The organism is Paenibacillus sp. FSL H3-0321 (assembly GCF_038002865.1).
Taxonomy (GTDB): Bacteria; Bacillota; Bacilli; order Paenibacillales; family Paenibacillaceae; genus Paenibacillus_AQ.
The window spans coordinates 3,994,775-4,010,407 of sequence record NZ_JBBODH010000001.1; the positions used below are offsets into that span (position 1 = coordinate 3,994,775).

At 50.1% G+C, this 15,633-nt stretch carries 12 protein-coding genes; all 12 read right to left on the bottom strand.

All coding sequences use genetic code 11. The features are described 5' to 3' along the window. Nucleotides 1-10: 10 nt before the first annotated feature. The 12 genes from MHI45_RS17685 to MHI45_RS17740 all read right to left on the bottom strand — a co-directional run bounded on the left by MHI45_RS17685 (nt 11) and on the right by MHI45_RS17740 (nt 15,559). On the bottom strand, nt 11-4,471 hold the full coding sequence (locus MHI45_RS17685; RefSeq protein ID WP_341119241.1) for an S-layer homology domain-containing protein: 4,461 nt from the start codon (nt 4,469-4,471) through the stop codon (nt 11-13). Next, nucleotides 4,468-6,570, bottom strand: a complete 2,103-nt coding sequence (locus MHI45_RS17690; RefSeq protein WP_076113758.1) for a GLUG motif-containing protein — start codon at nt 6,568-6,570, stop codon at nt 4,468-4,470. The genes MHI45_RS17685 and MHI45_RS17690 overlap by 4 nt, the downstream gene beginning before the upstream one ends. 125 nt (nt 6,571-6,695) lie before the next feature. After that, entirely contained in the window at nt 6,696-7,811 is a 1,116-nt protein-coding gene (locus tag MHI45_RS17695; protein ID WP_076113759.1) for a response regulator, read from the bottom strand. Between the two features lie 351 nt (nt 7,812-8,162). Then, nucleotides 8,163-8,834, bottom strand: coding sequence for an MOSC domain-containing protein (locus MHI45_RS17700; RefSeq protein WP_076113760.1), 672 nt, complete (start codon nt 8,832-8,834; stop codon nt 8,163-8,165). Between the two features lie 16 nt (nt 8,835-8,850). Further along, complete coding sequence (locus tag MHI45_RS17705) at nt 8,851-10,089, bottom strand: MDR family MFS transporter (protein WP_340895937.1); 1,239 nt, start codon at nt 10,087-10,089, stop codon at nt 8,851-8,853. A gap of 23 nt (nt 10,090-10,112) precedes the next feature. Further along, nucleotides 10,113-10,430 (bottom strand): YciI family protein, encoded by a 318-nt coding sequence (locus tag MHI45_RS17710; RefSeq protein ID WP_052092395.1) that lies wholly within the window; start codon nt 10,428-10,430, stop codon nt 10,113-10,115. A 20-nt stretch (nt 10,431-10,450) separates the two neighbouring features. Then, on the bottom strand, nt 10,451-11,482 hold the full coding sequence (locus tag MHI45_RS17715) for a radical SAM/SPASM domain-containing protein (RefSeq protein WP_341119242.1): 1,032 nt from the start codon (nt 11,480-11,482) through the stop codon (nt 10,451-10,453). Between the two features lie 26 nt (nt 11,483-11,508). Beyond that, nucleotides 11,509-12,729, bottom strand: coding sequence for a M16 family metallopeptidase (locus MHI45_RS17720; RefSeq protein ID WP_340895933.1), 1,221 nt, complete (start codon nt 12,727-12,729; stop codon nt 11,509-11,511). 9 nt (nt 12,730-12,738) lie between these two features. After that, entirely contained in the window at nt 12,739-13,998 is a 1,260-nt protein-coding gene (locus MHI45_RS17725; RefSeq protein WP_340895932.1) for a M16 family metallopeptidase, read from the bottom strand. A 53-nt stretch (nt 13,999-14,051) separates the two neighbouring features. Then, complete coding sequence (locus tag MHI45_RS17730; protein WP_156130981.1) at nt 14,052-14,195, bottom strand: hypothetical protein; 144 nt, start codon at nt 14,193-14,195, stop codon at nt 14,052-14,054. 27 nt (nt 14,196-14,222) lie between these two features. Beyond that, on the bottom strand, nt 14,223-14,510 hold the full coding sequence (locus MHI45_RS17735; protein ID WP_038598046.1) for a PqqD family protein: 288 nt from the start codon (nt 14,508-14,510) through the stop codon (nt 14,223-14,225). A gap of 14 nt (nt 14,511-14,524) precedes the next feature. After that, nucleotides 14,525-15,559, bottom strand: a complete 1,035-nt coding sequence (locus MHI45_RS17740) for a radical SAM/SPASM domain-containing protein (RefSeq protein ID WP_076113765.1) — start codon at nt 15,557-15,559, stop codon at nt 14,525-14,527. Nucleotides 15,560-15,633: the final 74 nt, after the last annotated feature.

A 15,633-nucleotide genomic window follows, 5' to 3' on the forward strand; every position in this document is an offset into this window, starting at 1 on the left:
TTCTCGCCTCTTATATTAGACCGGATTTTTGCAGCAGCCGCTTCACCGTGACTGCAACCTCTGCTCTTGATATAGGCGCTTCAGGTACGAGCTGGTGATCGCTTCGTCCCAACACAATTCCCGCTTGCAAAATGTCGGTAATGCTTGTCGCTGCCCAGGCTGATACATGGCTTGAATCCACGAAAGAACTCAGCAGCTCTTCCCCGTTATTAGTCTGAAGATTTGACTTCAGTCCTGTAATTTTTATCGCTTTGGCCAAAATAACCATCGCTTGCTCCCGCGTTATCTTCTCCAACGGACGGAAGGTTCCGTCCTCAAAGCCGTTAATCAGATTATACGAATGCGCTGTACTAATAAAGCTGCTATACCAATCGGCCGACTTCACATCCGAGAATGGAATCGTACTATTGTCCGTCTTCAATCCCAGTCCGCGAACGATAATCGCTGCAAATTCTGCGCGAGTAATGTCTTGGTCGGGATCAAAATCTCCATTCCCAATCCCGTTAATGATCATCCGGGATCCCATATCATTGACGGCCTCTTTCGCCCAGTGGTGCTCAACGTCCTTGTAGGAAATAGGGTGCCAGATAACAGAATACGTACTGTTCGTTAAGCTGTTGATCTTCGCGTAATACGTCCCGCCATTGAGAATGACTTGTGTAGGCACATGGCGAACCGTTCCATCCGGGTCAATGACAACGGCTGTAGTCACTCGGTTAGGATCCACCCCTTCAGGAATGGCTATGGTCCGTTCCACATAAGCATTGAACTTGGCGACATCCACCGTCTCTCCGCCATATGTGGCCGTGACGGTAAAATCAATTGGAGGAGCAACCAGTTCAAATGCCCCTTTCTCCGACTCTGACTGCACAAGCTTAGCCATCTCTGCGGCAGGTGTGGCAATTTTGACCTGCACCTTAATATCCTGCAGAGAAACCTCGCTGCCAATCAGTTGAGATACAGCATCGATGTTGATTTGAATGGCCGGTAGAGTGTAAGAAGCGTTTTTCGTCTGGATGACGAGCTTCGCCTGCTGGTTCTCCATGTTTTTGATCATTTGGCCATTCAGCTCACCGATCACAATGTTGGCTTCCGCATTGACCGGAACGATTACGGTCGCGCCCCTGCCTTCCGCCGCCAGTTTATCCTCCAGTTTTTTCTGGTCGATCGTCACGGTAATCACTTTCAAATCGCCGATCTGACTTGTCACTGCGATGCCCGCCCGCTCAGCAACACCGTTAACCAACACGTCAACACCCGTATTTGGGGCAGAAGTGGCAGTAGGTACAGAAGGTGCTGTTTCAGTTGGTGCAGACGTTGATGGAGCTGGCTCTACAACGGTCACTTTAGCGGTGGAGCTCGTTACCGATGCCGTTTTCTCGCCTGTCTTGCTGTTATCTGTGTTGGTCACCACAACGTAGTAGTAGGTTGTGCCTACAGCACTCGTTGGCGCGGTGAACGCCGCGCTCGTTTCGCCCGTCAGCGGCGTGCCGCCTGTCGTGCTGTTCGCCGCATTGCTGTACCATTGGTAGCTCAACGTACCGTCCGCTATCGCCGTAACGCTTAGATCGGCTATGCCGCCTACGCTCACTGTCCGGTCTTCTAGTTGGGCCGAAATCGCCGGAGCTTCGGCGTTCGTCAGAGAGTTGACAGCCACTTTAGCCACGTTGCTCGTTGCCGACGCCGTTCTCTCGCCAGTCTTGCTGTTGTCTGTATTAGTCACTACGACGTAGTAATAGGTTGTGCCTTCAACATTCGTTGGCGCGGAGAATGTCGCGTGCGTCTCGTCAGTAAGCGACGTGCCGCCTGTCGTGCTGTTCTCCGTATTGCTGTACCATTGATAGCTCAGCGTGCCGCTGGCTGTTGCCGTAACATTCAGATAAACGGCCTCACCCACACTTACCGTCCGGTCATCCAGTTGGGCCGAAATCACCGGGGTTTCGGCGTTCGTCAGGGAGTTGACGGTCACCTTCGCTACGGAACTCGTAGTCAAAGCCGTCTTCACACCTGTCTTACTGTTATCCGTGTTCTTTACCACGACATAGTAATAGGTTGTGCCTACCATGTTCGTCGGTGCAGAGAACGACGCGTGCGTTTCGCCCGCCAGCGGCGTGCCGCCTGTCATGCTGTTCTCCGTATTGCTGTACCATTGGTAGCTCAGCGTGCCACCAGCTGTTGCCGTAACGCTTAGATCGGCTGTGCCGCCCACGCTCACCATCCGGTCTTCCGGCTGTCCGGAGATCGCCGGGGCTTCTGCGTTTGTCAGGGAGTTGATAGTCACCTTCGCTACGGAACTCGTAGTCGATGCCGTCTTCACACCTGTCTTGCTGTTGTCTGTGTTGGTCACTACAACGTAGTAGTACAAATTGCCGACCATGTTCGTCGGCGCAGAGAACGACGCATACGTTTCGCCCGCCAGCGGCGTGCCGTCTGCCGTGCTGTTCTCGGTATTGCTGTACCATTGATAGCTCAGCTTCCCACCAGCTGTTGCCGTAACGCTTAGCTCGGCTGTGCCGCCCACGCTCACCGTCCGGTCTTCCGGCTGTCCAGAGATTGACGGTGCTTCCGCGTTCGTCAGGGAGTTAACGGTCACCTTGGCTACGGAACTCGTAGTCAAAGCCGTCTTCACACCTGTCTTGCTATTATCTGTGTTCTTCACCACGACATAGTAGTAGGTTGTGCCGACCATATTCGTCGGCGCAGAGAACGACGCGTGCGTTTCGCCCGCCAGCAGTGTGCCGTCTGCTGTGCTGTTCTCCGTATTGCTGTACCATTGGTAACTCAAAGTACCGTTTGCCGTTGCCGTAACGCTTAAATCGGCTGTGCCGCCCACGCTCACCGTCCGGTCTTCCGGCTGTCCAGAGATCGCCGGGGCTTCTGCGTTCGTCAGGGAGTTAACGGTCACCTTGGCTACGGAACTTGTAGTCGACGCCGTCTTCACACCTGTCTTGCTATTATCCGTGTTCTTCACCACGACATAGTAGTGGGTTGTGCCGACCATGTTCGTCGGCGCAGAGAACGACGCGTGCGTTTCGCCCGCCAGTGGCGTGCCGTCTGCCGTGCTGTTCTCCGTATTGCTGTACCACTGGTAGCTCAGCGTGCCACCAGCTGTTGCCGTAACGCTTAGGTCAGCTGTGCCGCCCACGCTCGCCGTCCGGTCTTCCGGCTGCCCGGAAATCGCCGGGGCTTCTGCGTTCGTCAGGGAGTTAACGGTCACCTTGGCTACGGAACTTGTAGTCGACGCCGTCTTCACACCTGTCTTGCTATTATCCGTGTTCTTCACCACAACATAGTAATAGGCTGTGCCGACCATGTTCGTCGGCGCAGAGAACGATGCATGCGTTTCGCCCGCCAGCGGCGTGCCATCTGCCGTGCTGTTCTCTGTATTGCTGTACCATTGGTAGCTCAGCGTGCCACCAGCTGTTGCCGTAACGCTTAGCTCAGCTGTGCCGCCTACGCTCGCCGTCCGGTCTTCCGGCTGCCCGGAGATTGCCGGGGCTTCCGCATTCGTTGGCTCATTGACGGTTACCTTGCCGGGAACAAAGGTTTTCTCCATTTCAACTATACGTGTATCCACAAAGGTGAAATGCTGCAGATCATTTGGACTGCTCACGGTGACAGTCTTGTCGCCTATTGACGCATTCTCCTTAATTTTGAAAGAAACAATAAACAAACTATCACCAGCTTTAACCGCATTATCGCCGCCGCTGATATCTGCCCATGCTGCTTTTAGCCAGCCTTCTTCGTCATTTTGGGTATACATGAAAAAATCGCCGGATGTTCCAACAATGTTCTCTACTTCAAGCGCAGCCGAATCATAATCAAGCTGTAACCCGTAAGCTCCAGCAGACCCCGAGGATTCCAGAACGGTCACCGGTACATCTACCGTTTCTCCTGGAATTCCGGATGCAGTTCCAATTCCAACTTTTATGGTTTCTGAAATAGGAGCCACACTCACTGTACCAGGTGTCACGCTCGTAATATTGCTCCACAAATCATCATCTTCCGTATAAGTGCCGGAGACAATTTTTACATCTGAGTTTATAGTGCCTGCCGTCTCTTTGATTTTGAAATGCATGACGAAGACCTCTTGCTTTACCGAAAGAAAAAACGATCCCCCGAAATATCCGGCATATACATTAATCGTCCCGCTAATATTTGCGTCAGCATTAAAAAACATAGAGGCTGCTTTATCTGTCACCGGATTTGCAAATACCGGTTCAAGGACATTCGGATCATAAGATAATTGCATCATATACTGCAATACTGAATAGTCTCCCGGATCCACTGTAACCGCCACATCCACCGTATCCCCCGGAGCCCCGGAGACACTGGCAACCTTGGCCGAGACCGGAGTAGCAGGAGTCGCTTGAACGATGGAACCGAAGGGAACCAGCAGCAAGCATAAGACCAGGACTAGTGAAAAGGTTTGTCTGATATAGCTTGCCGTCCCATTGATGCGGTTTATCATGATTTCGCTCCTCCCAGGTAAATCGCCATAATCTTTTGTATATCAGTGTTGTTGAGAACCCCATCGTTATTCATATCCAGAGCATTAAATTGCTCGGGTGTCAGCGTGATCTTGCCTGTCAGATATTGCGTAATCATCAGGGCGTCTGCGGGAGTAATCAGTCCATCCCCATTGGCATCGCCCTTGATGATCACTTTAGCAACCACCTGCTTAACAGTGAAGGTCTTACCCGCCATATGATCCGCCGTTACGGTAACTGTTGCGTTGTAGGTTCCCAAAGGCAAACCATCAATCGCCTTAACGGTAAACGTAGTTGCAGGCGTTCCGTCGTTCAACGTAGTTGCCGCCGGTCCGGCAATCTCGAAGTTGCCTGCATCGGCTCCGCTCAAGCTCGCAGCCAAATTCGTCAAATCCCCCGTACCTGTTCTGGTAACGGTTATGGTCCCTGTTTCCTGGGTTCCCGGTGCATAGCCTGCCGTTAACCCCGCCAACGTCTGATTCCCCAGTGTGCCGATTGTATACGTCAGTGCGGTCCACTTTGCATAGAGCTTGGCATTAGCCGTCCCTATATTGAAGGTATCACCGGCTTTATAAACCGCCCCATTCCCAGCAGCGTCCATACTCCACCCCGCGAAGGTATACCCGTCCCTCACAAGACCTCCATCATTGCCCAATACCGTAACTATACTGTTGTCCAGATAACGGCTGCTGTCTGTAGGTACTCCCCCTGTCGTACTTCCATTACCCTCATACGTGACGGTATAGGACCGTACATACGGACGGAGTTTCGGGTATTCCATACCCTCATTGATTAACCAGACAGAATTAAAATCCCATCCGCTAAAAGTAGCAGCACTCATCAGTTCAGCCGTTGTCTTCGGCTCGCCCATTCCATTGTCGATTTGTCCGGCGATGTCCGAGTTATAGTAACTGCCGGTGACCTTTTTCCAGCCGTCCATACCCACCAGAGGGCCATTGCTGCCGTTTCCGTTCCCTGATACTTGTCCGGCCGCGTAGCTGTTTTTAATTTCGCCTGAATTACTCCCTACCAGGCCGCCAAAAAGCGTGCTGGTAGCGTTCCCTGTGATCTGAACATTTGCATAACTATTGATAATTTTTCCAGAGTCAAATCTGCCTACCAAACCGCCGGCATACGGAAAACTGCCTCCTTCAACGGTGATATGGCCGCTGGCATAACTCTTCTCAATAATTCCTCCCCCAGCCCCTAGCAGGCCGCCAACGTGAGTACCGTCCTTAGAAAATACATCGCCTGTTGCATAACTGTATTCAATAAGGTTTGAGTTACTGCTGCCAATTAAGCCGCCAAGATAAAAACTATTGTTGTTTGTTCCCCTTACATCGCCGCTGGCGTGGCTGTTCGTGACGTTGCCTCCCCAGTCAAGGTACCCGATCAAACCGCCAATATTAGCTCCGGTTCCTGTCACGTTACCACTGGCAGCGTTGTCAGCCATAGGAGCCCAACTGGCGTACTGTCCAATCAGACCGCCAAGGTTGGCATATCCTTGGACCGTTACATTTGCAGAGCTTCCGTTCACGACAGCTGAATTTTCAGATTTCCCTACCAGACCGCCGACATGACGATAGCCCGTCATCGTACCGCTAGCGCTGCTATTCTCCACCTTGCCATAATTGATATATCCCACTAAACTTCCGGTATAGTCATACCCGATTATATTTACGCCTGACAAATGAACATTGCGAATCTGCCCGACTGTACTTACATAACCGAATAATCCGATATAGGATTCAGCAGGCCTATTAATGGTTAAACCTGTAATCGTATAGCCGTTCCCATCAAAGCCGCCTCTGAAGTTGCTGTTGTTATTCCCGACCGGTATCCAGTTTCCATAACTGCTTAGATTGATATCACTACCAAGCTTATAATAAGAACTCAAGCCGTTACGTACATTGTTAAGCTGTGCCGCCGTCGTAATGATATACGGATCAGCCGCTGTCCCCGTACCTGCACCCGCTGCTTTGACTGCGCTTGGCAACCATGCGAGTGAAGACAGCATCGTCACCGTAACAAATATAACAGCGATAACAACGGATAGTTTTTTCATTATTTTTTCATTCATCTTCCAGTGATCCCCTCCTTAGTTGTAAAAAAATTGTAACAATCCATTCTCACAAAACACTAACAGACATTGTTCGACAACAAAAAAGGATTTCGTCCTCTTTTTGAGGTCCGAAATCCTGAATTTCATAGCAAATCCGCATATAATTGTCTCAACACTTCCGGAAGTTCTACGCCCAACTCCCCTTTGAAGCTTTTTTCCATTTTCTCATAGTGTGCAAAGAATGCTGTTCTATCATGTAAATGTATATAAGTCCTTAGAAGAATTTCATGCGCCTCACCATCAAAGGGTACATAGCTGAGCACGGATTGGAGGACTTCAACCGCCTCGTGATATTGGCGTTTTTCCAAATGCAATTTCGCCAACTTTTTAGAGAGGCTGGCAAAATACCGGGACATCCTCTCCCGCTCCGCCTCGCACCAAGGATAATCCCTGTTTCCGAAGAGCGATCCTTTATAGAGCTGAACCGCCTTCGTTAAGGCTTCAATATTGCCGTTGTCCATCTTAAGCGTATGGGTAACGGCTTGCTCAAACATGACGTAATCACAAATATCCTCGCATTCCATCCGGTAGGACCCACGCTGGGAGGAAATACGTACTCCAATTCCGGTATCCCGCAGCGTCTTCTTCATCCGGTACACTGCCGTATGCAGATTATGATCGCTTTTCTCCGGCGAGTGAACTTCCGGCCACAGACTGTCGCACAGCGTCCATTTGGAAATATACATATTCCGGTGTACCAGCAAATAGGCAAATAGCTCTTCCGCCTTTGCAGTAGGGAAGCGAATGGGTTCCGCATGATCCGCTTTGTATATTTCAAAGCCTCCGAAACATACAATCCGGGAAGCAGCTGTTGCCGCTTTTGCGGGGGCTGTCCCTGTCCTTCTTTTCAATACTCTGTCTATGGTACGATGCAGCAAGTCCGGCACCACCGGCTTTAATAAATAATCCAGCGCATTCACCCCGAAAGCCTCCAGGGCATATTCACGATAGGCGGTAACAAACACGACCTCGATGTCTTCCTGCAGCTCCAGCAAACGGGCGGCCAGCTCCAACCCATTCATCTCCGGCATCTCGATATCCAGAAAAACCAGATCAGGCCTGAGTCCCTTTATATCCTTGAGCAGCTCCGAAGGGTCCATATATGCGCCGACCACCTGCACATCGTCTCTTCCCCCGATCACTTTGTTCAGCACGTTCAACGCAGGCTTCTCATCATCCAGTAAGACAATCCTTAGCATCGAACATCACTTGTTTCCTTATGAAATGGAATTCCCGTCTCTTGAGGCCTTCGTTCAAAGTTGGGCACTTGTCCATTCCCCCTCCCTGCTCTCTCCATATTCAGACCCGCTTATAAAAAACGGGCAGTCTAGCCGCATTATGCTACTATTACCCGAATAATTTCCGGGCAATCTTCCATACCCTTCAACCGGATACGCCTCGAAAAACCTATACAACAAGTTTCGACAATTATCGTCAAAAATCCTTTCCCGCCCTCGCACATGATTTAATGTTGAAAATTTCACACAAAAAACGCCTTCGCAGCTCTAACTGTGAAGGCGTTTTTTGTGTGATCGAAGCAGCTTCTCAATTTACATCCCTTGCAGCCTGTTCGTAGAATCCTCATAATGCCCTGCCAGCCTTAACTTGAAAGTGGTTCTAACGCTTGGCGACAAGGCCTCCACCTGTAAAATAGCCGTGAGCAGCTCTTTATTCCGGATATCCTTATACATAACATCATTGACCCTTGCAATGGAGATTTGAGAGGGATGAGTTTTGGAGCAAACGAATTGGCTCTCCATGCTAACCCACCCTTCCTGCAGAACACGCATGAGAAAACCGGTTCTCCCCAGATTTTGAAAAAGGAGCGGCAGTTGAGGTTTGCCAAACTTTTTAGCCAGCTTATGACATGGGGGGCGGGGCTGGGTAACCTCAAGCAACGCCTCCCCCCACATAAAAATATCGCCGATATGTACTTCCGATTCCCTCATACCCTGTACTGTTAGATTTTCTCCGAAGGAACCAAAGGGAAGCTCCATGCATAGCTCCTGTTCCCAGTCATCGTAATATTCTTCAGGATAAGCGCAAACCGCTTTGTCTAGTCCACCATGTCTGATTTTATTCGCCTGTTCATCTCCTTGCAAACCTAGAGCGGATAAGAACACCTGGTCTTTTGTTGGTATCTTCGTGATCGCAGACAATACGCGTTTCCCTTCACATTCAATCCATCCGGCTTTTCCAATGTTCACAGAACAGATTTGCATTCTGATTCCACTCTCCTTAAACCGCTGTATCCGTCTGCAGCTCCTTTTGCATTAGAGCGACTTTCTGATTCTGTGCATTACGGATTAGTTGATAGATGGCCACTCCACAGAGAACCAGCAGACCAGCGACAAGCGAAAACATCATTCCCCCGCCAAAATGCTCAAAGATCAGTCCGAAGCAAATGGGGCCGAGGATTTTGGGGATTTGCATATATAAGCCAAAGATAGAGTTATATCTTCCTCTCATACCTGCAGGGGCAGCAATGGAAACATATTTTTGCAAATGGATGATACCTATAATTTCGCCTACGGTAAAAATCAGCTCCGTGACCACTAATACGAGGAAAGATGCAGCAAATCCATAACCCAGACTTACGATGGCAAACAGCACATAACTTATCAATATCATGGACTGCGGTGATTTGTTTTCCGTCTTCTTTGGCAGCCAGACCATGAGCAGAATCACAACAATAGAATTAATCGTCATAAGTCCGGCAAAGATGGAGGATGCGTTAGAAAAGTTTGTTTTCAGATGCAGCGGAAGAGTGGTTTCCACCTGTGAGTACAGTAATCCCACAGGAAGCGCGAACAAGGTCAACAGGTACAACAATCTATGTTCCCGGTATGGAAGTCTGGTCGAATGGGCCGCCAGCTTATCGGGCTGCAGGATCTCTTCCGGTCGTGTTTCCGGCACCTTCCACCAAATGAGCAAAGCAAACAAAACAAAAGAAGCCGAACAAATCACAAAGATAACACTCTGGTTCAATAGATACACGGCCAAGCCCAGCAAAGGCCCCAGCGCACCGCCAACATTGACTGCACCATGAATAAGGGCAAATGCTTCCGCACGTTTCTCCTCGGGAACAATGTCAGAAATCTGGGCATTGGCTGCTGGCAGAAACATCGGCATCCCCATACCCCCAAGTACAGAAATCAGAATCAGCATCCACAGGGTATCGGCAAATATAAAACCAAACATGGACAAAGCCTGAATAGCCAATGATACAAGCATAACCGGCTTGCGCCCGTAACGGTCAGCCAGCCCCCCGCCCCAGAAGCTGAGCATAATTCCCGCCAGCGGTTGAAGACCTACAACCAGCAAAGGCATCAGCACAGTTCCACCAAGCTTATCCGAAATATAAAAAATGAGAAAAGGCCGGATCATAAATGTAGTTAATGCACATAATCCGGTTCCAAACACTCGAATCCATAGTATGGGGTCATGTCGTCTAAAATAAGAAAACGTAAGCCGCATGAAAGAATCAACCTCTCTTCATTCTATTCAACAATGCCCATATGTCCGTTACTCTCAAGCGACAACTCCCAGGTGCGCAATTCATAATTCTCTTTGCCCGAAAGGACATAAGGATCACGCTCTGCTATCTGCACCGCTTCTTCTCTGGACGCAGCGCGGATAATGACCATACCGCCGGCATAATCCGTAAACGGCCCGCACAATACCAGCTTCCCCTCCCGGTCAAGCTCCCGTAAATGGTTCACATGGGCGCGAATGAGTTCAAGACTCATTTTTTCATTCGTTGCATGGCTGAGCAAAATAACATAACGAATATCTTCATCTCTGGTAACATAGCTCATTTGTACATTCCCCTTTTTTATTAGACTGTGATCCGATCTGCAGACTCCGGTGCGGAATGCAGCCAGCAGTGCGTATCATCAGCTAAATAGTCGTGATACAGGCCATAAGCAACCCCGCGGCAGCCCCCGCATTTTTCCCGAATTCCGCATTGTCCGCAGTTTCCGCCCAGGTTGCTCCGGTCACGCAATTGCTGGATAACAGGAGAGCTGTCCCAAATCTCTTTTAAGGGACGCTCATGGACATTGCCTAAATGTACCGGAAGCATAACACAGGGAGTGACCCAACCATCTGCAGAAATATACCCTTGCGCCATACCGGCTTGGCAGCCTCGGAAGCCCTCCTGGCAGGCTAAAGTGGGATCAACCAAAGCCATTTGCGCCAAGTGGCTGCTGAACTTCATACGCCCTTTAAGCTGCTCCCTCTTGTTCACCCACAGCATCGCCAATGATTTCCATTGCTCGGGAAGCAAGTCCATGCTTTGACTTCCCCGGCCTACAGGCACGAACTGGGACAGATTGAATAGATGGACTCCTTTGGATAAGGCAAATTCAATGACCTGCTCGGTATGATGCACATTTTCCTTGTGGGGAGTAAAGCAGATATGTGTCTGGAGTCCTGACTCCAGAGAAGCATCAATGGCACGTTCCACACGATTAAACAGCCCCTTCAGCCCTCTCACTTCATCATGCGTCTGGCCTATGCCATCGAGGCTGATCTGGATGCGCTGAAGTCCTAATCCTCTTAATTCCTTCGCTCTTTTCAGATTCAGACCCCAGCCGTTGGTTCCCAGACCCACCTGCATATGATGATGAACGGCATGCTCGATGATCTGTTCGATATCCGCCCGAAGCAGCGGCTCTCCGCCAGATAAGGCCAAATCAATACAACCCATATCCGCCAGCTCGTCAATTAACTGCAAAGCCCGCGCCTGATCCAGTTCTCCCGGAAGACAGGTTCCAGAGCTTGACGAGCAATGTATGCAGTGGGCATTACACAAATTAGTAACCGACCAGACCATATGTACAGGATAGCGGAACCATTCCTCCACCATGTTTAGACCAGCTCCGTTTCTTGTGATTATCCGTATATTTCAAAGCACTCCTGGTTGTTAAAGTACTGCGCAATTATATTTTGAAGGTCACCTATACTGATCTGATCAATGAATGTCAGGAGTTCGTCCAGAGGAACCATACGTCTATGACGCATCCAGGCCTGGGCAATTGAGACCGAACGGCTGTGGGATACGGAAGCATCCAGGGCCATTTGTGTTTTTACTTTTTGCTTGGCACGGTTGTATTCGCGTGGTGTGATCCTTCCAGCCTCCATCTGGCGCAGCTCGGCCAGCATCTTTTCTCGGATCCCCTCCAGCTGAGCTGACCTTGCCAAACCATAGATTTTGAACAGTCCTTTGCCGCCCAATACGGAGTATACACAGGTGATCTGCTGGGCGAATCCAGGGGCAACGATCACATTATAAAGTCTTGAGCCGATATAATTATCGTCGCCCAGCAAGGTGCATAGTAAATGGACTGCGTAATGTTCTTTATCTTCAAGCGGCGGGAGACTCCAGGCCCACACTGAGTAACATAGATCTGCACGCTTTTGCGAAAGGTTAACCACCACAGGTTGTGCCATTAGAGGCTGTTCAAGCCCGACCGGAAGCATAGGCTCCTCCCAATCCTGTAAAGCTTGCAGGCAGGACTCCAGTCCGCTGCATTTCTCAAGGCTGCCGGAAATCACCAGCAGAATATTGGAGGGAATGTAATGCCGCAGGTGAAATTCTCTAAGCTCCAGAGCGCTCAGTTTTAGAATATCTTCATCGAGACCAATCAGCAGTTTGCCGAGACGTCCCGGATACACGTATTGATGAAGCGCATGAGTAAGTCTGCTCCGCGGTTCCTCTAATTGTCTTGATAATTCCTTGCGGATAATATTCTGTTCCAGACCAAAATCTTCTTCCCGCAATAGAGGCTGACGAATCATATCCATTAATGGAAAAAAGATTCCGGGCAATTCTTCAGGGGTGGAACGGCTGTAGAAGCAAGTATATTCCCAGGTGGTAAAAGCATTCATAGTCCCTGTCATTTGAGTGAACTCGGGACTCATGGCTCCCTTCGGATAGAGCAGCGACCCCCGAAAAAGCAGATGCTCCAGCGCATGTGCTATACCTGTCTGTTTCGGGGACTCATGTCTTGCCCCGCTCAGTACAAAAAATCCGGCCGTCACACTTGCCATTGAAGGCATATCCTCCGTGATTACGTTCAGACCATTTGGATACTTCCACTGCGAGTGGGCCATAACGTCCTCCTAATGATTCAATACTAACGCTGAAGCGGATACCGGACCCAACGTCACCAGACCCATTTCTGCAGCCGGGACGGCGTTCTGTAATGCGGACTGAATAGCCTCCGGAGTAACTGCACTTATGGCTTCTTTCATGGCCGTTAACGTCCCGGGGTATCCCGGATACCATGAGGCGGTCAACAGCGTGTTCATTCTGGAAGCTGTACTCTCTGACCTTAGGACCATCTGGTTTAAAAGCTGGTTTTGGGCGGCCTTGACCTCCTCCCTGCTCATTCCGTTATTCCTGATTTGCTCCATTTCTTGAACGATAGCAGATGCCGCCCAGGATACGGAATTCGGTCCGGTGGCCAGATAAAAGGTCATGAGTCCCGTGTCCCTGAAGGACATCAAGCTGCTCCGCACTTGATAGGCCAACCCTTTTCTCTGCCGGATACTTTCAAAAAGTCTGGAACCGTCTCCTCCACCCAGCACCTGTGACAACACAGCAAATGAGAAAAAATCAGGATGTCTGCAGGATACACAGGGCAACGCTGCTGCCAGATGAACGAGTCTGCCTTCCTGTTCGATGGAATACGCACAGGATTGCCAATAAGGGGGTTCTTCCCGGGGAACGATCAGTGAATCCTGTTCAGCGCCGGCTTCACCGATTTCATCCAGCAGCTTCCCCAGTCTTTCCTTTGAAATGCCTCCAACTACAACAACCACACAATTATTTGGCACATAAAGACGTTCATAGACGCTCTTCACCTTGGGGAAATCCAGCTTCGTTATATCTTCAACCCGGCCTACAGCTGACCGTCCGATCGTTTTACCGCCGGACATTTTTTCACGCAATACATCCATTACGTACGCATTTGGTTCCTTCCGGCGTTTACTTGAAAGAACTGCTGCATACTCCTTGCTGGCCGCAAAGGTCTCAGGGCACAAATCAAACTCCAGAATATCATGCAAAAACAGTTTGAAGACCGGCTCAAATTGATCACAAAGCACTGTAGTCCAGTGGCGTGTCCATTCTATATTGGATGAGGTTTTCAAATTAGCTCCGAAATCCGCCAAAATATCATTGAGATCTTCTTCCTTCTGTTCTCTTCGCCATATCCAATGTTCGAGAATCCGCGAACTGCCTATTTCATCTTCTGCTTCCAGCCTTGCACCCGCACCCGAAAGCAGACCCAGCGATACCGTGTTCATACCGGCTAACGGAAGATGAATAATTTCCAATCCACTGCTTAACCTCCGGCAGGTTGTTCTGCTCTGATCCATTGGCTGCCTCCTTGTAAAAAGAACCTCCGGCAGCGCCCGAGGCTCCTTGCTTGCTAAATTACTCTCCAGGCAATAACAGATAATTCCCCTAAATCTACAATATCCAGTTCTTGAATGGCTGCCAGCAAATCAGCGTCTTCCATTTCCGCCATATTGTCACGGGCGATGTCCCACAGCAGTTCTCTGGTTGCTTCCATTTCCTCACCTCCTCTCTATAGGGCTGGTCAGGCTGCCTGGAGCAAGCCTCGTTTCAATAGCTTCTGAAGTAATCCGTTCACTTCCCCGCGTCCCTGGTCACACTGGAAGGCTGGAATGGATTCCTCAACAAGCCCCGTAATCTCGGCAACCCGGGCGGGCTGCTCACACAGCTTCAATATGGTATAGGCCAGACGTGACAACACATGGAGCTCGTCCGTAGCCGGGTTGTACACCACGTATTTGCTATTTTCCTCTTTGCGGGTAACAATATTGGATGCGAGTGTTAGTACCGTATCCGAAGTTAAATTTGGCATCTTATCCTCTCCTTCTACACTTGAACTGCTTCAGGAACCACCCAGCAATAAGGATCGCCCATTGAAGCATCGTTATGATAGGCTAATGCCGCAGAGCGGCATCCTCCGCAGATGAACTTATGCTCACAAGTGCCACAATTCCCTTCGTTTCTTGTCGTCCTATCCCGTATATTCGCTAGGACCGGCGAGTAGCTCCAGATGTCCTGGAAGCTCTGCTCACGCAAATTGCCTGCTGTGAGCGGTAAAGTCACGCAAGGGGTGACATCACCGTTAACCGTGATACGGGCGGTAACATAACCTGCACCACAGCCTATATATTGTGCTGCCTGCTCTGGCGGCAGCATCAGTGCAACACGGCAGTCATGCCAGTATATCTTCAGCTTTCCGGCGTACTCCTGCTGCATGGAGATCCACTCCACAATCACATCGCGAAGCTCATTTGGCGTAAGCGCCAATGCCTGATCTCCCCGTCCTGTGGGAATGAACTCAGATAAATTCACTCCATTTGCACCGAGTCGGGCGGCCAATTCTACGACCTTTCGGCCATCCCTGAAATTAAGCCGGGTCGGCGTATACCCAACAGTTACATTAATCCCATGCTTCACTAATGTTTCTATAGCGCTAACAGCTTTGTCATACAGTCCTTTGACACCGCGCACCTGCTCATGCACTTCCGCCGTTGCTCCATCAATACTGACACAAATCCCGGACACTCCTGCCTCGATGATCCGGCGGCACATCTCATCATCAATCACGGCTCCATTGGTGCCGATCGAAACCATCATCCCCTTCGACGAAGCACGGGAGGCTATGTCCATCCAATCGGGCCTGAGCAGAGCTTCTCCCCCAGAGAGTCCAAGCAGGAGGACACCGGCCTCAGCTAATTGATCGACTACGGAAAGAGCCTCTTCTGCGTCTAGTTCGTCGGGGTGCCGGCGGCCTGCGCCTGAATAGCAATGCACACAACTGGCGTTGCACAAAAGTGTAATCTCCCAGACCAGGTAGAACGGAGCTTTGAACTGATCCTGTATTGCTGCAATATTACTCATATTTCCCTCCCTCACCGGGACTGTTTACTCCCGGCTTTCAATATGTGCTACTAAATTAACATATATTAGAAGAA